The sequence below is a fragment of the Ktedonosporobacter rubrisoli genome (assembly GCF_004208415.1).
GTDB lineage: Bacteria > Chloroflexota > Ktedonobacteria > Ktedonobacterales > Ktedonobacteraceae > Ktedonosporobacter > Ktedonosporobacter rubrisoli.
On record NZ_CP035758.1, the window covers coordinates 7,161,493 to 7,181,436 of the forward strand.

Here is a 19,944-nt window from a genome sequence, read left to right on the forward strand (position 1 = left end):
AGAACTGAAGGGTCATAAACCTTCGCTTCTTGAGAATGCTAGATGGCTTTACCACTTGGCTATACGTTTGCTTGCCAGGGAAGAACAAGAGAAATGTTCTCCCCTGGCCTGCTGGCTTCATAAGCCATCGAAGGATCATCCCACAAGTTTCTCTACCCGCTCTTGTAGGAAGCGTTCCCAGGTGATGTGAGCAACGGCACGATCAGGGATGAGTTTCTCGTCCGAACGGAACGCATCATAATATTCCCCAGGCAACACCTCTGGCCCCTCTGCCCTGATTACACGCTTTTTGTTCAACACGCGTTGATAGGTTTCTACTATTTCTTCGATGGTCAAGATCTCTGGTCCACCGATATCAGGGACATGACCAGCAGCTTCTTGCTCAGCGAGTTCGATCAGAGCAGCAGCAACTTCGCGAATATCGATTGGCTGAAGCCGTGTTCCTGCTGGAACAGTGATGGTTGATGTCTGTTCATCTTCCCAGTCTTTGATCAGGCTTAAGATGTAGTGATGAAATTGGGTCACGCGCAAAATGCTCCAGGGGAGGGTGGATTGCTCAATAAGGCGTTCAACCGCCAGCTTCGCCTGAAAGTAGGAAAACTGACTATGATCAATTCCAGCAATGGAGACATAGATCAGATGAGGCGCACCATGGGCTTGTGCGGCCTCGATCAGATGGCTGGTTCCGGCAAGATCGGTCGCGTTGACCTCGCCAAAGAACGTCGCACAGTGAATAATCGCGTCAACTCCTTTCGTCGCTTTATCCAGACCACTCCCGTCGCGAATATCCCCTTGAAACACTTCCACGCCCATGGGGACGGCTGGCTGTACTTGTCGCGTATACGCGCGAACGTGATGCCCACGTGTATGCAATTGCTGCACGACCTCGCTCCCTAACGTTCCTGTCGCTCCAGTAATAAGTATAGTTGACATCTTCCTTTTTCTCCTTGTGTATCTTAAACATCTCAAAATGCGTTTCGTAGATGTGCTGGTCAAGCCTGCGTTTTGACAGCAAGCTTGCTCTTCCAGTTCTGGTTGAAGAGGTTGTCGGGATCATAAGTCGCCTTGATACTTGCCAGGCGGGCAAACGTCTCATCGGGATAGGCGGCGGCAACGCTGGCCTGGCTGGCATCGGTCAGGAAATTGACGAAGGCGCCGCGGCTCAAAGCTGCAAGCGGACCCCAGGCCGCCTGCCTGATCTGCTGAGCCTGCACCTCTCCTGCGGAGACTGGCGCAAAGGCAGGCACAATCACGAGTGCTTCACTCTCCCGGTGAGCAAACGCTGTGGCTTGGGATCTTACGCGGGCCATCGCTCCCCCAAGGCTGCGGATCTGGGCAATCGGCTTGCCAGGCTGACCGTAATTTGCAGCAAGAACCGCAATTGCCTCATTGCTCAGGGTTTTGAGAAAGCCATTATGGCCAACGTTTTTGAGTCCTGGAGGCGGCGACACCGCATCCTCTAGCATCGCGTGATAGGGCATCTTCTGAATATGCTGCGTCTGTACCGTGCCTAAGTGCAGCAAGGGCTGGATGGCCGCATCAGCCTTGGCCTGGGCATCACCTGCATAACAGAACAGCACCGAAACGCGAGGCGGCACCTGGGCGCCGAACCCGGAGAAGAGCAAGATAGTCGAGTTGAGTTCCTCTGGTGCTTCTCGCATGGCCTGAGCCCAGGCTGCCAGCACGCTTTCAGCTTCGGCCACGTCATAGATAACCGAACCACCGATCACCGCCGGGCAAGGGATGGCGTAGAAGTCAAAGGAGGTGACGACGCCGAAATTGCCGCCACCGCCGCGAATAGCCCAGAAGAGATCGGGATGCTCCTCCACGCTGACGCGCAAGATGCGACCATCTGCCGTGACCAGTTCGGCAGCGCACAGGCTATCAATGGTCAGGCCATGTGTGCGTACCAGCCAGCCAATGCCCCCACCGAGGGTGAGACCACCCACGCCAACCTGCTTGGTATCGCCTGATGAGATAGCCAGGCCATGCTCTGCCAGCGCTTGAGCAGCTTCACCCCAGTGCGCGCCTGCGCCAAGACGGACCAGGTGGCGTTTCGGGTCAAGGATCTCCACCTGATGGAAGGCAGCCAGATCGATGACCAACCCCTCAGTATTGGTTGCTTGTCCGCTTAACCCGTGGCCACCACTGCGCACCGATAGGGGCAGCTCCTGCTCACGTGCAAAACGTAGAGCTTCTACAATATCCTGATGGGTTTGTGCCTTGACAATGCCTGCCGGGCTCCCCGTTTGATTAAAGACGTTGCGCAGGTGCTCGTAGGTCTCGCTTCCAGGCATGATCACTTCTCCTGCAATATGCTGGCTGAGTTCAGCAAATCTCTCCGTATGCATAGATAGCATGTCCTTTCTCATCGTGTTTTCGTTTCTTATGGCTATATCGTCATCCTGTCTTACGCTCATAGGAATGGTTTGCATCCTATCTGCGATCCTCTTGCGCGCAGGCGACCTCGTATGTTTCCAAAGAAAGCAAAACGAGGCCAAGACTCCGTATTTTGAGCAGCACCCGATAGAGGGCCGCTTGATCGACCAGTGGTCCGGAGAGCACTGTTTTCTCACGACCGTCAGGAGCAATCTGAAGATCCTCAAACCATTCTTGCCAGGATGGGTCCAGGGGTCCTTTGATCGCAATACGGCATTGCATCGAGGGGCACCCTCCTTTCGTTAAGAGTGGTTGAAGTATAAAACGCCAGGGGGTGAGTAGCCCATCACCTGATGGGATGGTTTGCGTAGGTGAGAAAAACAGGGAGAGGATCAGGAATAGGAGAGCAGAGACCAGCGCCGTACAACCTCACTGGCTTCAATACGATTGTGGACGTTCAGTTTGCGGTAGAGGCTCTGGATATGGGTTTTTACGGTATTGACCGAGATCACCAGTTCACGCGCAATTTCCGGGTTAGAGCGTCCCACGACTAGCAGACGTAGGACTCGTTGTTCCTGATCACTGAGCGGTTCCAGGGGCAACGACTCTTCTGGAGAAGGAGTGACCTCTTTGGCTGACCGGGTACCTGGCTCCTCGGCAAACGCACGCAAGAGGGTTCGCACAAAGGAGATCAGAGAGGCCTCATGTAGTTCTGGCAACAGCGTTTTCAGCAAACGCTCCATCGTTGGCCCTTCATCTAGAAAGAGGCGTTGAACATTTTCTGGTTGCGCCAGTTGTAACGCCTCCAGCAGAGAGGTTCTGGCCTGGGGAGCTTCTTGAGAGACAGCGTGGGCCAGAGCCTGCAGAATCAGGGTTTCCAGCACGCTGCGCTTACGCCCTTGAGCCTGGGCCTTCTCTTTCCAGGGAAGCAACTCATCCAACGCAGCCTCGCCCTTCTTTTGCGCGAGGTGCAAACGTACCAGGAGAAGCGCTTCTTCCTGCTGGTACAAAAGAGGAAACTCCTCCTGTTCGGGCCCATGAGACTGCTCGGCCTGTTCCTTTTCCCGTGCCCATTGCTCGACCGCAGAGAGATCGCCCTGAGCCAGTTGTAGCCACGCCCGGCAGGTGCGAAGCGCTCTCCACGCCCAGGAGAAGCGCGTATGCCGCTCCCAGTGCGAGAGCAGATCGAGAGCTGTTGTGGTCTCTCCACACGCATGCAACAGGCGAGCCTGAACGAATGCGCCCAGTGTCAGCATATGGACCCCTTCCTCTGGCTGTGCTCTTACTGCCTGTGCCTGGGAAAGATACTTCTGCGTGCTGGCAAGTTCATTACGCTCATAAGATAGCTGCGCCAGACAATGATAGGCCCACGAGGAAAAAAACGGCTCAAGATCTCCTGTTTCTAGCAAGAGTTGTTGGCGAGCAAACTCCGATTCTTTATCCATGAGTGCATGGGCTTGCCAGCCGTAGTGTTCCGCAGTGCGGAGCTCGCCTTGCTCAAGGCAAACCTCACCCAACCAGAGGGACGCGATGAAGGTCGAGGAATGATTTTCGAGGGTTTTTGATCTCCTATACCCTTCGAGAAGCCACTGCCTGGCCCTTTGCATCTCGCCTGCCAACAGAGAAGAGAGCCCCCTGAGCAAGATATTATCAGAATACAGAAGACTGTCTTCTAGTAACAAGGGCTGTGCCTGCCGGGCCAACGCAAACATCCGTGTGAAATCTGCTTGAAAGAACGCAAGACCGGCATGCAGTTGGAAGACTTCCCCGAGCTTTTCCTTCTGCTTGACGGCCTCAAAGCCCTGCTCAGCCCACTGCACCAAAGGCTCTATCTGTACCCACAGAGCTGGCGAACGCCGATCCATCGTAAACAGCAGGGCAAGTGCATACTGAAAACAGAGATCCGGCCGGGTCTGCAACTCCTCCTCCGGCAGGCGTTTGAGCCAGGAACAGAGCAGATGATAGGCATTGTGAAAACTGTTGGGAACTAGAAAACGTTCGATCAGCATAGCCGCGCGGGAAAACTCTTCACACGCCAGCGCAGCTTCAATCGCTTCTGGCAGCATCCGCTGTTGCTCATACCAGAGACTCGCTTTCTGACCGAGCGAATGCAGCGCGGATGCACCCAGGCGCAGCCTGGCCTCATGCTGCATAGCCTGTGCCCACAGGGCATGATAGCGATACCACTGCCGACTCTCGGAAAGGGGTTGGAGAAACAGATTCGCGCGTTCCACCTGTTCGAGCAGGTATGCACTATCCTCTCTGCCCCTCACGGCATCGCAGAGCGAGGCACTCAAAGGATTGAGCCAACTCGTCTCTAGCAAGAAGTCTTGCATGTCCTGCGACAGGCTGGCAAGGATCTCTTCGCGCAGATAGTCAAGGAGGAAGCGCTGGTTGCCCCTGAGCATCCGCACCCCAGCAGAGAGATCAGTCTGTTTCTGGAGGAAGAGCGCGGCAAGGTGCAAGCTGGCAATCCAGCCCTCGGTATGCGCTTCCAGGAGGACAACCTCGCGCTCTTCGAGAGCGAGTCCCATCTGCTCGATAAGAAAGTGCTGAGCCTCTTCCCGTGTAAAGCGCAAGTCCGTGTCGCGAACCTCGACAAGTTGCCCGCGCACCCGCAAGCGAGAGAGAGGAAGATCCGGGTCCACGCGGCTTGAGAGGATCAGATGGACATAGGAAGGTAGATGCTTCAAGAAGACGCTTAAGGAGGCATGTATGGTTGGCTCGTCGATCACATGATAGTCATCAAGGATCAGCACGATGGACGAGGGCTGTTCATTTCTGTCAACCAGCTCGTTGAGGAGCATGCTAACGCCAGCAGAAAGAGACCTTCCTGCCAATAGGGCAAGCGCACGCTCCCCGATCTCTGGCCGCCATCTGCGCAGTGCGGCGATCAGCGAGACCCAAAACCGCGTCGGGTCATTGTCCAGCTCCTCAAGAGACAGCCAGGCAACGGGTTGGGAATGCCGATGCGCCCATGCCGAGAGCAGCGTGGTCTTGCCCCAGCCAGCGGAAGCGGAGAGCAAGGTCAGCGGGCGAGAGAGGGCGGTATCCATGACCGAGAGAAGCCGCTCGCGTATGATGAGGGTAGCGGGCAGGCTGGGAGGAGAGAGCCTGGTCATGATCATACCGAAGTCATTGATCTCATCGCCTTGTAGCACCGTGCTGGAAAGGGTCTCGTTGTCAACCTGAGAGGTTTGCAAAGAGGCAGGGGAAGCAGTCCTGGGCGAGCGTGGCTGTAAAGGCTCCTGCTTGCTGTCCTGTAGCGCCTGGGCCATCTCCTCTAAGCGCGTGAGGGTCAGGGCTACACCAGGTCCGAGATAGCGCTTTCTCCTCTGGCCAGAGCTGGTGTGGTACGCATACCAGTAGCCCGTTCCCCGAGACCGGCCCTCTTTGAGCACGTTCAGGCGGCCTTGTTGGCCCTGGAAGGAAAAGGAGGAATGAGTGGTCAACCAGACGCGCCACGGCTCCTCGTTTCCAGAGATGATCGGCTCTGGAGGGTGTTCAGGCGTGTGCAGCAGGTAACATCGCTTCTTGGCAGACCAGATGAGTGCATGAGCCGGCGGTTTTGGCATGGGTTCCTTTCTTGTCCACAACAGACCAATCCCCAACTCCCCAACACGGGTGAGTATAGCAGAAGCGAGTTGAAGCCTGCAAGCGAGTGTATGCTCTTAAACTTGATCTGCCAAAAATGTTCTATGATTCGTAAATCCAGCTTCTTAAAACCGACAGTTTTCTGAAACTTTCTGATCAGTTTATATAGTATGAATGCCTATAACATCCGCAAGCGTGATCGCGGCGTGCCCCATGCCCCAGCAGAGGACTGGCCGCTCTCTGCTACCTGTCCCCCGAACAGGCTGCTCCTGCTTTTCACAAGAATGAAGTAGCCCTGAAGCGTGATGCAGAGGTTTGACCAGTCTCAAAAAACTTACTACAATCAAAGTCTCATTTTCTGCGCAGCGAGATTAGTATGTGATACTAACGGCATAATTCATATTATTGGGAAATCGATGAGAAAAAGAGGTAGGAGTGCTTTTCGCACTCTCAAAAAAATTCCGTCAAGCCCGAGTGACTGGCGGGCTCCGACGGCGCAGAAGATAACGCCAGTAAGTCAGGCGCGTCTTCAAGTTTCCAGCTATGGATTCAGCGAGATGGAGTTGATAGGAGTTATGTTCCCTTCCCAGGTTGTGCCGGCGGCGATGGTTGTTTGGGGACTGTTGCAGTTAGACCCTGTGTAGAGCGTTACACTGGCCCCATTGTACTGGTTATTGAAGATATAGCGATCTCCATACTCATTCGAGAGATTGACGCAACCATATTGATACCAATGCTGCTCGGGACTACCAGAGCTATAACCAGAATCTGTATACATGCATACGGTGCCACTACTACACCCATTAGTAGACATAGTATGAGCAAATGCCATTCCTGCCAGCGGGACACTCAGGATGGCAGCAGCCAGGGATGACAATAGGAGCCGGAAAAGCATTTTCATTCTTTTTCTTTCTCACTTTCGCTAGAGATCAGGGATTCTTAAAGAAAAGCAACCCTTGATTATAGTCTACTGACCCACCCAAACGATCCCTGAGAATGTAGAGAGCCTGGTCAGATCCGCGTTTCCAGGCTCTCAATCCTGTAAGCGATATGCAAGAAGTGGGAAAGTATCATAACCGTTGACATATTGAGAGAAGATGTATACATAATTTCTCCTGTAAATAGTGAAGCATGTGGTATGCTGTGTGCAAGAGGAGAGAATAGTAAGAGAGAGACAACTATGAACGAGGTCGAGATAGCTCAGCTACGCAGTTATCTAGCCAGCCAGGCTATGCGTCGTACTCCTGCGCAACTTCTCGAAGCCTTGCAGAAGACCTATGCTGAGTTTGTACAAGCTACCCACACTATCCCTGATAGCGCTTTTTACACCTCTCCACAAGAGCAGGAGTGGTCTGCTGCGAAAGTGGTGGCGCATGTGCAAACAATGCTTGCTGCTTATCAACAAGCTATTTCTATGGTTCTTGAGTGTGGTGAGCAGCCAGAGGCACAATCTGAAGCTATCAGCGGAGCTATCGATCCGAGTTTACAGGGAGTCAGCCGCGAACAGCTCCTCTCAGCTTTAGAGGCAACTTGCGAACACCTGAGAGATGTCGTCTTACGTGCAGACCCGCAGGCACACTTAGATCTTAGCTGGGGACATTTTGAGCTTGGCCAGATGCATTGGCGCGAATGGCTCCTTTTTGCGCGTGTTCACTTGAAGGTGCATGTCCAGCAAATGCAGGATCTGGCTAGACAGATGGAGATGCAATCTTGATAGCTATTGTCTCTATAGTGGGATACCCCCATCGCAAGAGAAGTATCCCGCTTTTTTATTCTTGGGGAATATCAAAATTGAGCAGCGTACTGCTTAAACGCCGCAACTCAGGGCTGATGGCGCGATGGGCCGGATGGGGAGAATAGGCTTTCAGGTGTTCTTCGTCTACAAAGGTCATGACAAAACCGTAGGTATAACCTTGGTTGACAGTATGCTTGTTAGGGCCCGCCTGCACATCGAGCAAGCCGGGAATCTTTCCTTTGAGCGCTTTGAACTGTGCAAAAATAGCTTCCATCTCTTCAGGCGTTGTCTCTGGTTTGGGTTGTGCTAAAAGAATATGATAGATCATGAGACCATTCCTTTCACCAATACTTCATTCTTTGTAGTGTCGCTTGTATTTCTCGTCGTAGATTCTGCATAGCTTGTTCTTTCCCTATAAGGGTTGGCTGAAGTCTATCAGACATCTGTTGAAGACGTATCACGTAACGAGTAGAGTGAAAACTTTCTGCCTGTTCCATTCCCTTCATTGCATGGCTAATACCTGTCTTAATGTCACCCGCATAACAATGCGCTTGGGCTTTAATAATATGATATGAGCTTTGGTCTCGCAAAGGTCGAAAAGAACGAAGTTTATCTGTCTGTTTATAAATCTCTAGAGCCGTTTGCGGTTTCCAGAGCTGTGTATAACCATGTGCTTTTGTTTGGAGTATCTCCACTCTGTCAAATTCATCAACTTGCGAGGCAATAGATGGCCTTGTGTCCTCAGAGATCTCTAATGCTTTATCTATAGTCCAAGAGAAATTATTCTCATCATTCATAACGAAATAGTTAATAGCATAAGCTTTCCAAAATATTCCTTTCACATGATTTTCAATTTCTGGGCCGCGTTGTTGTATCAGCTTTTCAACAGCTTCCATCCTCCTCATTGAGGCATGATATCGGCTACTACGCCTCAGCATCTCAGCCTGATGAACGAGTGCCAAAGCAAGCAGATTTGCATCATTCAATTCTTCAGCTATAGCATACATTTCTTGGAAATACCCCATAGCTTTCTGAGTCTGAACACGTTCTATAGAAAGCTTCCCAAGCATTTCATAGGCGTATGACTGTATACGTAATGCAGGAGCCAAAAACTGACCGCGATACTTTTCCAGAGCCTGGTTGAGCTCATTGATCAAACTATATAAACTTGCCTCAAGATCGATAATTCCCCCATCACCTTGCCAAATCAACCAGGACATTTTTATCATATTTTGTGCAGGTTCTAGCAGCGCCTGCAGCAGTCTATCATTGCCTTCTACTGGCTTTTGCAGCACAGGTATACTTTTTCCAATCGCCTCTAGCTGTTCCTGCGGAATACCGAGGAGATCAGCAAGGCGTCTCACTTGATCATTCTTTTCAAGTTTTCTCTTTCCTCGCTCTATTTGGGAAACATATTCTCTGGTAAATCCCCAGCGTTTTGCTAATTCTTCCTGCTTCCATCCTCTTTGACGACGATAGGAGCGTACTAAATCGCCAAATGCATTATTCTCCATATATGTACCTCCCTATCCAAAATGGAACAGGGTGTTCCATGCACGTAACATTTGTTTCTTGATTTTATTCTAGAAACAAATAATATTCAAGTATGGAAGTGCCTAATGTCTAAGGAGCATATAATGAACAATCAAGCACCTAAGCCACAAACGATACTAGCAATGCTGGAGCGCTTGAATCAGGCCTACCAGGCCTACAACATCTCTTTGCCCTCGCCCACGCGGCTGCAGACCGCCACTGCTTTTTATCAGTGCTACATGTGGCTCTTACAGCACCACATCCCGTTTCGCTATGATCAGATCCAACACAGCTATTTCCTAGTCAGTATGTCTACACGTCAGGAAGTTAGTAGCCAGTGACAAAATTGTTTTTGTAGCGTCTCATAGAGATGTTTAACCTTGTTGCAGTTAAGTTGAGAGAAGAAGCAGAAAGGAACGCGTTATGCTCAGTGAAGTAGCCCAGCTCAGAGCCCAGATCGAGCTAGAGTGTGAGGCCATGAAAAATGCCTTGTATGGCTATGCTCAGGTTGCCAACCACGAGGCCATAAACTACCGCTATGCCCAGTTGGGAGCCTATCAGGAGCAGCTTGAAACGCTCCTGGAACCGCACGCGGCCGCCGCTATAATGCTTGAGATTTATCAGCAGGTAATGGAGTAGGGTTTAACATGACAGATACCCCTCCACCCGCGCCATTTTGTCCACCCTGGGGCGAGCTGGGCAAGTACGCAGTGAGCAATGAGGCCTTCTGGAACATTGGGCCCGAAGCGGAGGCCATCCTGATCGCTCATGGCTGCTGCCTGGAAATGCAGCAGGATGCGCAGCACCACGACTACTGGCTCGTCCATTTTCCCGATGGCACGTTCAAGCGCGAAAAGCTGCCCCGCATTCACAACGCGCGCCATAACATCTATCTCCCTGCGGGCTTGAAGCTCGCCGAAGTGGGAACTTCCTGCGGGATAAGCTATCTGGAGAGCATTATCCCGCCAGCAGAAGCATAAGACCTCTCTCCATCTCCACAGAGCGGCCCTGAGCTCTTAGCGGAGCTCAGGGCTTCTATCATCAAGCCATATTTTGTCCTGCCCCAGATCACTAACGAATTGACAAAACCAATGTTATACAGTATTTCACAACCTGTGTGCTTGCTTATTCTTAGCAGTTTCAAGCAATATCGCGGCGCCGAAACCCGCTCAGCCCGGCCCAGGTCAACACAGCAGTTACGCCGACCAGCAGGGCCAGGAGCGCGGCACTTGCAACGCTTAGTTGAGCAGCCGGTAAGGTTGGCGTAAGGACAAACGGCGAGGCTGCCAGGAGCAATGAGGGTATCAGATGAAACTCGACAAGCAATTCGAGTAGCAGAAACAGTCCTAGCAGGACATAGGTCCCAAGCAGGGCAAAGCGCGGCAGCAGGCCATACAGCGCCAGCGCGATACCAACCATCACCAAGATAGCAAACACGCGTATCAGCGCAGCGGTACCTAAGCGTAGTAGCTCAAAGCCCACATTCCCGGTGATCAGCCCATAAGTAAGCCCCATGCCCAGGCCGAGCGCGGTCAGCACGATAGCTGGCCCTATGGCTGCAATGATCAGGTGACTGCACGCCCAGCGAAATCGACTGATCGGCATGGCTAATAGAGGATCGGCTCGCCCATTGGCTTCCTCGGACCGAAGTCGCAATACCGTCTGGATGGCATATATTGAGATGACCTGGCTGGCAATATAGATGCTTAGAGCGAAGAAGCTATCAACGAGTTGTGGAGAGTTTCCCATGCGCGTAAACAAGTCTTTGAATTGTCCGAATACCTGATTGGTAGCACTCTGGCCAACGCCACCTAAGGCCGCCCCGATGCCCGCAGATGCCACAGTCCAAGTAATCAACGTGCCCCATTGCAAACGCCAGGCCAGCGCTAAGGGAGTGCGCAAGCCAGCTGATGCCGTGGCCGGGCCAGAGCGTGGCGGCAAGAAGCCCGCACCCAAATCCCGCTGCGAGGAGAGCGCGTAGGAAGCTGCCACCAGCACGACAACCAGGCCAAGCACAAGGAGCAGCGGCCACCACTGTTCCGCGGCGAAGGGGCGCATTTGTTGCGTCCAACCAAACGGCGAGAACCATGAGAGCCAGGGTACACCAGAATCGCCAATGGCCCGGAGCAGATAAGATAGGCCAAAGATCAGCAGTGCAAGCCCATTGGCAGCACGAGCGCTTTCCGTCGCTTGCGCGACCACGGCGGCAAACGTGGCGAATATCCACCCGGCAGCAGCCAGAGACAAACCCAAAGCGAGAGATCCAGCGAGGGGAAGCCCAAGGCTCAGGAGTCCAGTTGTGATGAGGACTGAGACCAGCAGATTGGCACCGAGTGTAACGATCAGTGCCGCCAATAACTGTGCGTGCCGACCAACCACGGCAGATCCCAGCAATTCGCGCCGTCCCAACTCCTCCTCGGTGCGTGTATGGCGCGTGATGGTAAGTATACTTGCCACGGCGAGAATGATGGCAGCCGCGCCACGCACCCGCCAGGCAACAAGACCTCCCACAGAAGTACTGTATATATGACCAATCATCAGGACTTGCGTCGGATTACTCATAGACTCATTAGCGAATGCCTGGCGTGCCTGGACACTGGGATAGGCTGCAGCAACCCCGGCGGCAATGCCAATCACCACAAGCGTAGCAAGCATGATCCATAGCAGCAATAGAAGCCGATCCCGCCGCAGGATCAAGCGGACCAACACGCCAGTGCCAGCAAGAGTTTTCATCGGGACACCTCCGCATATCCGCCGTTTGTCGGCCGTACTGTCTGATAATGCTGCATGAACAGCTCCTCCAGGGTAGGTGGCTGGCTGATCAGGCTGCGCACGCCGAGCAAGGTGAGATGCTGCAATACGCTGTCTAGCTTATCGGTGTCCACCTCGCAGCGTACCCGGTGGCCTTCGATTCGGAGGCCATGCACGCCGGGCAGCGCGGCCATCTCGGATGGTGGCTTCGCTACCTCGGCGACAATTGAGGTACGGGTGAGGTGGCGCAGTTCGTTGAGCGTACCGCTTTCGACAGTGCGGCCACTGCGAACTATACTTACCCGGTCGCAGAGCACCTCTACTTCAGCGAGAATGTGGCTTGACAGCAAAACAGTGCGCCCCTTCTTCTTCTCCTGCATAATACACTCGCGGAATACTGCCTCCATCAATGGATCAAGGCCGGAGGTTGGTTCGTCCAGGATCAGCAATTCCACCTCAGAGGCCAGGGCCGCCACCAGCGCGACCTTCTGTCGATTGCCCTTGGAGTAGGTACGCGCCTTTTTCCTCGGATCTAGCTCGAAGCGTTCCAACAGCTCAGCGCGGCGATGCGGATCAAGCTTGCCACGCAACCGACCTAACAAGTCGATGATCTCACCGCCGGTTAAATTCGGCCAGAGCGTGACATCGCCCGGGACGTAGGCAAGGCGGCGGTGCAGTGCGACCGCATCCTTCCACGGGTCGCCGCCGAGCAGTCGGGCATCTCCAGCGTCGGCCCGCAACAAACCAAGCAGAACGCGAATCGTTGTGGTTTTCCCGGCTCCGTTGGGACCCAGAAAGCCATGCACTTCACCTGTGCATACAGACAGATTGAGCCCATCCAGGGCACGCGTCCGGCCAAATGATTTGACCAGATTGGATACCGAAAGCGCTGTCGTCATGAGCAATCATCTCCACTCTATTGGCGCATCAGTTGGATTATTAAAACTATAGGTCATTTAAAGTTTTGATTCATTGTATTTGCGTTCGAGGAGCTCTGCATACCTATCAAGTACCTGAGTAAAGGCCTGTGTGACCCTCTTAAGCGCTTCAGGAGCAGGTGGCTCCTCTGGCTCGAAAGTGCGATGCAGCGTCTCCGCGAGTGCTTCTACCATCTCTTCAGGTGAGAAGCGCGAATCGGGTGGCATGAGCGGATTAACTACGAAGAAACCTGTGCAGATGGCAGACATCATCTTTAACTGTGTCTGTACATCAGTGTCAGTGCGCAATAGGCCCTCGCTGCGGAGTTGTTCCAGGTAGATCTTAGTTGTCTCCATGCGGAACTTTACGATATCTTGCCAGATGTTGGAGCGCCTCAGTTCGCCCAGTGTCTCTGTATCACTCAGCAGCATCAATAGGTTGCCCACGGCAATCGAAACAACATGTCTGGTCAGAGAACTGAGCATGACACCTGTAGGATCGTTTGCCAGGCGCTGCCTGAGATCCTCCAGGATGGACCGCCACTCGCGCAATATTAGCTCCTCGAAGAGGGCCTCGCGTGACTTCCAGTGCAGATAAATGGTTCCCTTTGCCACGCCTGCTTGCTTTGAGATATCGTCAAGCGTAGTTTTTTTGTAGCCCCAACGCCGCAAAAGTTCCCCCGCAGCATCCAGGATGCGCTCGGCACGTTCCTGGCGTTTCGAACGCTCTTTGTCTGTCCCCTGCTCCCTCTCACCTCGGCTCAACACTCTCTATCCTCCTTTTGATTTTTGACCAATCATTATGATTTAGTCATATATTTATTTAGTCACTTCCATTAGCTAGTCATAATTATACTGTCGGCAGGGGAAAAGTCAAGGGGAAAGGTAGAGAGCAGGCCCTTACACCTTCAAAGCCAACCATTGCTGAACAAAGGCTCTTCGGCCCACAACAGAGACCTTGCGCGGCTTTGGATATAAGCTTGGTGGAGTGCGGTCGCAGCGTGCTATACTTCATAGAGATATGTGCTCAACGCTATTTGCGAGGCGCAGGACCACCCCATGCCATTAGGAAGAAGGTACAAGCAATGTCGAAAGAGACCGCGCTTAGCTTGTTAAAGACTTTGTTGCCCCGAGGGCGGGTATTTACAGATAGCACTTCTCTTGTGGCCTATGAGGCCGATGGAGGCATAGATAAAGGCTTACCCCAGGGTGTTGTATTTCCTTATAATGCTGAAGATGTCGACCGCGTTGTCAGCTGGGCCGCTCAGTATCACTTCCCGCTCATTGGGCGTGGAGCAGGCACGGGCCTCTCAGGTGGTGCTGTGGCGGACCGCGGAGGAGTTGTCGTCGAATTTTCGCATATGAACCATATCCTGGACCTCGACGCTCAGGGACGCAGCGCGCTGGTTGAACCGGCCCTGATCAACTTACGCCTTGACGAACGAGCAAGGCGAGCCGGATTGTACTTTCCTCCTGATCCTGGCAGTCAGCGCGCCTCAACTATCGGTGGCAATGTGGCGGAGAACGCTGGCGGGCCGCACTGCTTCAAATATGGCGTGACGACCAACTACGTTACCGGCCTTGAGGTTGTGCTGGCCAACGGGCGCCGCATTCGCGTGGGTGGGCATGCTCTTGACTATCCCGAATATGATCTATGTGGCCTGATCACTGGCAGCGAGGGCATGCTCGGCCTGATCACAGCGATTACGGTGAGGCTGGTCCGCAATCCTCCGGCCGTCAAAACCATGCTTGCAGTCTTTGATTCGGTCGAGCAAGCTGGCCACGCCGTCTCTGCAGTTATCGCAGCCGGACTTGTGCCCGCAACGATGGAGATGATGGATAAGCAGATCAACCATATGATCGAGCCATTCGCGCACGCTGGCTTGCCCATGGATGCCGGAGCCACACTAATCATTGAGGTTGATGGCTATCCCGAAAGCCTTGATGCGCAAATGGCCGAGATTGACCAGATCCTTCAGCAGCATGGCGGCCACGTGATGCGCATCTCCAGCAACGAGGAAGAGCGGGCCAGGATATGGTTAGCGCGCAAGAGCGCCGGCGGTGCCGTGGCACGCGCAGCCACCTCGTACTATACTGTAGATATTACGGTTCCACGCAGCCGCCTGGCCGAAATGCTGCTTGAAGTTGACAAGCTCTGCGCGCGCTACGACGTACGGGCCGGCCATCTATTGCATGCCGGTGACGGAAATCTGCACCCCATGCTTTTGATCCCAGACCCCGAAGATCCTGATCTGATGCGGCGTGTCCTCAATACCGCCTGGGGTATCGTCAGAAAATGTGTAGAGATGGGCGGCAGCCTGACCGGTGAGCACGGCGTAGGCATCGAGAAGCGCGAATTCATGGCCGAGATGCACACGCCTGAAGAGCTTATGACGATGTGGGATGTCAAGCTAGCTTTTGATCCAAAGGTCATCTTTAATCCTGGCAAAGTTTTCCCCTCGCCAGGCGCTGGCGAGACGGGTCCATTTGCTGGCTACTCGGCGCAAAGCAGGCTAGAGCCCGATCGGGAGCAGTCCAGGCCCAGCGGAACTTTTATCCCGGCTAAGGCCGAAGAGGCGGTTAAAGGTCTGGTGGCCCTGGCCAGAGCTAATCAGCAGGTCTACATAGGCAAGGCAAGCGGAAGCAATCCAAACGCCGTTACGCTCGATACTTCCTCGCTCAGCGGGATCAAGACTTACGCTCCCGACGATCTATACATCACGGTTGGAGCTGGTACGCCGCTTTCCGAGGTACAATCCTTCCTGGCTCGCAAAGGTAAGCAGATCGCCCTTACCTCGCCCTGGCCTTCCTCCACAATCGGTGGTCTGGTGGCAACTAACCTCAACGCGCCGCAACGTATGCGCTATGGGTCAATTCGCGATAACGTCCTCTACGTCACGGCCGCCCTCACTGACGGTCGGCTTATCCGCACCGGAAGGCCCATCGTCAAAAACGTAGCAGGCTACGATCTCACCAAGGCCTTCGTGGGCTCATACGGAACCCTGGGACTGATTACCGACGTTACGCTCAAATTGATTGGATTACCCCGCGCCCGGCGCTCCCTGCTGGTTCCGGTTGACGATGTACGCCACGGGCTGATCTGGGCCAGGCAACTACTTCCAATCGCCCTGAACGCTTCGGCCCTGGTTCTGAGCAAGGGATATGAGGGCATAGCAACTGTGCAAAGTAGGTATCTTCTGACCTACACGGCCGAAGGGCTTGGCGAAGATGTGCGCTGCGAACTTGAGCAGGTTCGCCAGGCTTTACACGCGGCTGGCGCGCCTGAGCCCGTGGAGACCGACGAGCTCACCGGCACTGACATCTGGACCGCCATGCTGGGCACAATGTCCGGCTTACAGATTCGCGTTGGCCTGCCGGTACGCGAGTTGCCCGCATACATCCAGGACCAGGCCAGGCATCTGCAGGACATTCCCTTCATCGCCGATATCAGCAGCGGCTTCGTCCATGCTATCCAGCCCGCTGAAACAGAGGCCGCAAGCTGGCTTGAAAGCTTGCGCAAGGCTGCTCTGATCAACGAGGGCTACGCTATTGCCCTCAGCGTACCAGAGGGATTGCGCACCAATCCTGAAGATGTGCTGGACCGCTGGGGCTATCAACCTCAGGGTCTGGAAGTAATGAAGAGGCTTAAGGCCCGTTGGGACCCACAAGGTATCCTGAATCCTGGCGTCTTTGTCGCCGACCTCTAAAGCCAACAATATAGCTTCCTGATTGAAGCCAATCCGATATCCAGGCGAAAGGCAAACTTGCTTCAACGCCTGGAATTTTCTACCCTATTTCAGCCTTGATAACTGCATCTATACCGTAACGCTCAATCGTAATAACAAACGGGCGGTATTTGCTTGCATGTTTCATCTCTCTGCAGCAATGCTGGATCTGCAGAACAGAGTGACTAGTCAAATAGTACATATTCTCTAGACAAACCGCTCACTTTAGCGTATCCTAACCTAAATTATAGATCTACAGTAGTTAAAGCATATTGAGGGGAGACGTATGCGGGAAGAGCAAAAACCAATAAAAATACATGAACATTCTACTTCTGAAAAAACTATTCTCCTCATAGAGGATAGTCCTATATTTAGCCGTATTTTCATTCATGCGATTAAGAAAAATACTCCTTATCAAGTTGTCCATCTCACCGATGGCTCGCAAATCATACAGGTAATCACTGAAATTCGACCCAATCTACTGGTACTCGACTATGATCTGCCGGGTGAGATGAACGGCATTGAGATCTATGATCTCGTCCACGGCACCCAGGGCTGGGAGCATATCCCGGCGATCATGATCAGCGCCAATTTACCGCTGAAAGAGATCGAGCGGCGGCACATTCCCGGGCTATACAAACCCTGTGGTACAGACGAGTTTTTGAGCGCCCTGAGCAAACTTCTCCCCTGAACACCGGGGCAGGAGAATAACACAAAAAGTTAGACCGAGGCATAACGATATGCATAAAAAGCCTCTTTTGTTTCTGGCTACCACGGTTTCAACTGTGGCAGCCAGTCTCTATATCGCCAGGCAATATCAAAGCTGGCAACGTAGAGAGATAGCGCGTGTACAGGCCGAAAGCAGCCTGATAGATACAGCCCTGGGCCAGGTAGAATACCGCAAGGAAGGGCATGGTCCGGCCCTGCTGATCATCCATGGCACGCCGGGTGGCTATGATCAGTCCATTTTGCTGGCCCGCTTGCTGGGCGGCCACGACTTCACCTTGATCGCTCCCTCGCGCCCGGGCTATCTGCGCACGCCAGCCACTGCAGGCAGAAAGCCAGAGGAACAGGCAGATCTCTTAGCCGCACTCCTCGATGCATTACATCTGCAGAAAGCTATTGTCCTTGCCATCTCAGGAGGAGGGCCATGCGCCCTACAATTTGCCCTGCGGCATCCCGAACGCTGCTCCGGCCTGATTGCCATCTCCGCCATCACCAGGCGTTACACCGACGAAGAAGAGCGCAAAGGCTGGCCTCTCTATCTGCGTATCCTTAAATACATTTCAGATAGATTGCTCTTACTCGATCCAGTTCTCTATCCGCTTGTAGTATTAGCTGGCTGGCTACCAGGAGCTAAATCACCGGCGGATATGTTGAGAACGCTCATGCTCAACCGTTTGCGCAAGGCTGGCTACAAGATTGATATGGAGCAATTCGCGCTTATGCCGGCTTATCCTTTAGAGAAGATCAGCGCACCAACATTTATTCTCCACGGCACAGCAGATACAGATGTTCCTTTCGAGCATGGAGAGCTGCTAGCAAGCAGACTTCCCCATGCCCACTTCATGGCTCTAAAAAATGCCGGGCATACTGCTTTCTGGACCCGGCAAGAACAGGTAATTCCGGCTTTGCGCAGCTTCCTGCATGGATTAAATTGAGCCGACAGAGGGGATATCGAAATATAGTAAACTGCATTTCCTACCTCATCATCCCTTGACAAAAGCTGAAGAAGATAGTATTGTGAAAAATAAATATAATTGGATATGCCAGTTCTCCGATTCTTCTGAAGAGACTGGCCGTGAGCTGAACGTCAGCCCCCAGCATCTTTGGACTATACGATGTCTGTCGTTGGTCCGCAGAAAATTGGGTGTCTGACTTTTTTGTTGGTTGGCCTCTTTTCTCGGGCCCGACGCATTGAGAGGACGATAAAGAGGAGATTATGCCCAATAAACAATCGGTTCCCCTGGTTACCATTTCAAACGAATCGCATCCCCATGACCCCTATGAAGCTTTACGCTACCGCAATTTTCGCACCTTGCTAGGCTGTACATTTGTCGCGGCTTTTGCGCAACAAATGATTTCTGTGGCCATTGGCTGGGAGTTGTTCGAGCGCACCAATTCAGCTCTCGTGCTCGGCGGCATTGGTCTGGCACAGATCATTCCCATCATTGTTTTGTTTCTGCCTTCTGGCTATATTGTTGATCTCTACAGTCGGAAGATGATCTTCCTTATCTCGCTTGCTCTCTTGGGAGCGGCGAGTCTAGGCCTGGCCACCCTATCTGCTCTTCATGGCCCGCTCTGGCTCATTTATGCCTGCCTGGCCCTTATGGGAGGGGCGCAATCCTTTAGCAGCCCCGCCAGCTCCGTTCTGGTCTCACAACTGGTATCTGAACAGACATTTGAGAATGCCACAGCCTGGAGAACGAGCTCCGGCCAGCTCGCCTCTGTGCTGGGACCGGCCTCTGGCGGCTTCTTGATAGCCCTTTTCAGCCGAGCCACCTTCGTCTATGTGCTAAGCGCGGCAGCTTTTATCATCATCTCGCTGCTCGCGCTCACGCTGCGTGTACGTTCCCAGGTACAACCCTCAAAGAGTACGCAAAAACGCTCTCTCAAGACAGTCGTGGAGGGGCTTCAATTTCTGGGGCGCACTCAAGTCATGCTCGCCGCTATGACGCTAGACCTTTTCGCAGTCCTCCTTGGTGGAGCAACTACTCTGCTGCCTATCTTTGCCAAAGATATTCTTCAAGTTGGCTCTATCGGCCTGGGCTGGCTGCAGGCCGCCGGCTCGCTTGGTGCCGTTAGTATGGCGCTCTTCCTGGCGCATCGCCCACCTTTTCAGCGCGCGGGACGCACGCTATTGCTGGCCATCACAGGCTTTGGCCTCGCCACCATCGTCTTTGGCCTTTCTCACTGGTTCTGGCTCTCTTTTCTTATGCTCTTTGTGCTGGGCGGCCTTGACAATATCAGCATGCTCATCCGTGGCACGCTAACCCTTGTACGCACACCCGACGAGATGCGCGGACGCGTCAGTGCCGCAACCTCGCTCTTCATCGGCACCTCGAATCAGTTAGGCGGGTTTGAGTCCGGCCTGGCCGCGCAACTGCTCGGCCCGATCCCGGCAGTTGCGTTAGGTGGCGTTGGAACCATAGTTGTCGTGGCCGCAGTCGCCCTGATATGGCCCGAACTACGCCGCATGCGCACCATCCGCGAGACGTCCGAGAACGCTCAGGCTGCAAGCTAGGCATGCTTTTTGAAGGAGACAAGATTACATTGATGTATCGTAAACTCTATGCTATATTACTACGGT

Annotated in this window: 18 protein-coding genes; 8 read left to right on the forward strand and 10 right to left on the reverse strand. The window is 53.4% G+C overall.

What is annotated here, in order from left to right:
* Nucleotides 1–135 precede the first annotated feature (135 nt).
* From EPA93_RS31120 to EPA93_RS31140, 5 genes are all read right to left on the reverse strand, one after another.
* Nucleotides 136–933 (reverse strand): SDR family oxidoreductase, encoded by a 798-nt coding sequence (locus tag EPA93_RS31120; protein ID WP_129891257.1) that lies wholly within the window; start codon nucleotides 931–933, stop codon nucleotides 136–138.
* Between the two features lie 59 nt (nucleotides 934–992).
* Entirely contained in the window at nucleotides 993–2,351 is a 1,359-nt protein-coding gene (locus EPA93_RS31125) for an FAD-binding oxidoreductase (protein ID WP_165423505.1), read from the reverse strand.
* Between the two features lie 85 nt (nucleotides 2,352–2,436).
* Complete coding sequence (locus EPA93_RS31130) at nucleotides 2,437–2,661, reverse strand: hypothetical protein (protein ID WP_129891259.1); 225 nt, start codon at nucleotides 2,659–2,661, stop codon at nucleotides 2,437–2,439.
* 110 nt (nucleotides 2,662–2,771) lie between these two features.
* Nucleotides 2,772–5,954, reverse strand: a complete 3,183-nt coding sequence (locus tag EPA93_RS31135; RefSeq protein ID WP_129891260.1) for a winged helix-turn-helix domain-containing protein — start codon at nucleotides 5,952–5,954, stop codon at nucleotides 2,772–2,774.
* 560 nt (nucleotides 5,955–6,514) lie between these two features.
* Nucleotides 6,515–6,874 (reverse strand): hypothetical protein, encoded by a 360-nt coding sequence (locus EPA93_RS31140; protein ID WP_129891261.1) that lies wholly within the window; start codon nucleotides 6,872–6,874, stop codon nucleotides 6,515–6,517.
* A 279-nt stretch (nucleotides 6,875–7,153) separates the two neighbouring features.
* On the opposite strand from EPA93_RS31140, the gene EPA93_RS31145 reads away from it, so the two are divergent.
* Nucleotides 7,154–7,687 (forward strand): DinB family protein, encoded by a 534-nt coding sequence (locus tag EPA93_RS31145; protein WP_165423506.1) that lies wholly within the window; start codon nucleotides 7,154–7,156, stop codon nucleotides 7,685–7,687.
* Nucleotides 7,688–7,742: 55 nt separating this feature from the next.
* Here EPA93_RS31145 and EPA93_RS31150 read toward each other — a convergent pair whose 3' ends face one another.
* Together EPA93_RS31150 and EPA93_RS31155 are read right to left on the reverse strand one after the other, a co-directional pair.
* Complete coding sequence (locus EPA93_RS31150; protein WP_129891263.1) at nucleotides 7,743–8,036, reverse strand: Dabb family protein; 294 nt, start codon at nucleotides 8,034–8,036, stop codon at nucleotides 7,743–7,745.
* Nucleotides 8,037–8,049: 13 nt separating this feature from the next.
* The gene (locus EPA93_RS31155) at nucleotides 8,050–9,222 is read right to left on the reverse strand and encodes a helix-turn-helix domain-containing protein (RefSeq protein ID WP_129891264.1); all 1,173 of its coding nucleotides are present in this window, start codon (nucleotides 9,220–9,222) and stop codon (nucleotides 8,050–8,052) included.
* A 123-nt stretch (nucleotides 9,223–9,345) separates the two neighbouring features.
* Between EPA93_RS31155 and EPA93_RS31160 the strand changes: the two genes are divergently transcribed.
* From EPA93_RS31160 to EPA93_RS31170, 3 genes are all read left to right on the forward strand, one after another.
* Nucleotides 9,346–9,582 carry a hypothetical protein gene (locus tag EPA93_RS31160; protein WP_129891265.1) on the forward strand — a complete coding sequence of 79 codons (237 nt, stop codon included), beginning with the start codon at nucleotides 9,346–9,348 and terminating at the stop codon, nucleotides 9,580–9,582.
* A gap of 82 nt (nucleotides 9,583–9,664) precedes the next feature.
* Complete coding sequence (locus EPA93_RS31165) at nucleotides 9,665–9,880, forward strand: hypothetical protein (RefSeq protein ID WP_129891266.1); 216 nt, start codon at nucleotides 9,665–9,667, stop codon at nucleotides 9,878–9,880.
* A gap of 8 nt (nucleotides 9,881–9,888) precedes the next feature.
* Entirely contained in the window at nucleotides 9,889–10,221 is a 333-nt protein-coding gene (locus tag EPA93_RS31170) for a hypothetical protein (RefSeq protein ID WP_129891267.1), read from the forward strand.
* A gap of 160 nt (nucleotides 10,222–10,381) precedes the next feature.
* Here the strand turns inward: EPA93_RS31170 and EPA93_RS31175 are convergent, their stop codons facing one another.
* From EPA93_RS31175 to EPA93_RS31185, 3 genes are read right to left on the reverse strand one after another with little or no spacing between them, the layout of a single operon-like run.
* A complete protein-coding gene (locus EPA93_RS31175; protein ID WP_129891268.1) occupies nucleotides 10,382–11,974 on the reverse strand; it encodes an ABC transporter permease in 1,593 nt (530 codons plus the stop codon).
* Complete coding sequence (locus tag EPA93_RS31180) at nucleotides 11,971–12,891, reverse strand: ABC transporter ATP-binding protein (protein WP_129891269.1); 921 nt, start codon at nucleotides 12,889–12,891, stop codon at nucleotides 11,971–11,973. Before EPA93_RS31180 ends, EPA93_RS31175 begins: the two co-directional genes overlap by 4 nt.
* 57 nt (nucleotides 12,892–12,948) lie before the next feature.
* Entirely contained in the window at nucleotides 12,949–13,677 is a 729-nt protein-coding gene (locus EPA93_RS31185) for a TetR/AcrR family transcriptional regulator (RefSeq protein WP_129891270.1), read from the reverse strand.
* Between the two features lie 317 nt (nucleotides 13,678–13,994).
* Here EPA93_RS31185 and EPA93_RS31190 point away from each other — a divergent pair, with 317 nt between their 5' ends.
* The 4 genes from EPA93_RS31190 to EPA93_RS31205 all read left to right on the forward strand — a co-directional run bounded on the left by EPA93_RS31190 (nucleotide 13,995) and on the right by EPA93_RS31205 (nucleotide 19,878).
* Nucleotides 13,995–16,616: an FAD-binding oxidoreductase gene (locus EPA93_RS31190; RefSeq protein WP_129891271.1), complete on the forward strand. Its 2,622-nt coding sequence runs from the start codon at nucleotides 13,995–13,997 to the stop codon at nucleotides 16,614–16,616.
* A gap of 304 nt (nucleotides 16,617–16,920) precedes the next feature.
* A complete protein-coding gene (locus EPA93_RS31195) occupies nucleotides 16,921–17,325 on the forward strand; it encodes a response regulator (RefSeq protein WP_129891272.1) in 405 nt (134 codons plus the stop codon).
* 49 nt (nucleotides 17,326–17,374) lie between these two features.
* Nucleotides 17,375–18,295 (forward strand): alpha/beta fold hydrolase, encoded by a 921-nt coding sequence (locus EPA93_RS31200; protein ID WP_129891273.1) that lies wholly within the window; start codon nucleotides 17,375–17,377, stop codon nucleotides 18,293–18,295.
* Nucleotides 18,296–18,576: 281 nt separating this feature from the next.
* A complete protein-coding gene (locus EPA93_RS31205; protein WP_129891274.1) occupies nucleotides 18,577–19,878 on the forward strand; it encodes an MFS transporter in 1,302 nt (433 codons plus the stop codon).
* The last annotated feature ends 66 nt before the right edge of the window (nucleotides 19,879–19,944 follow it).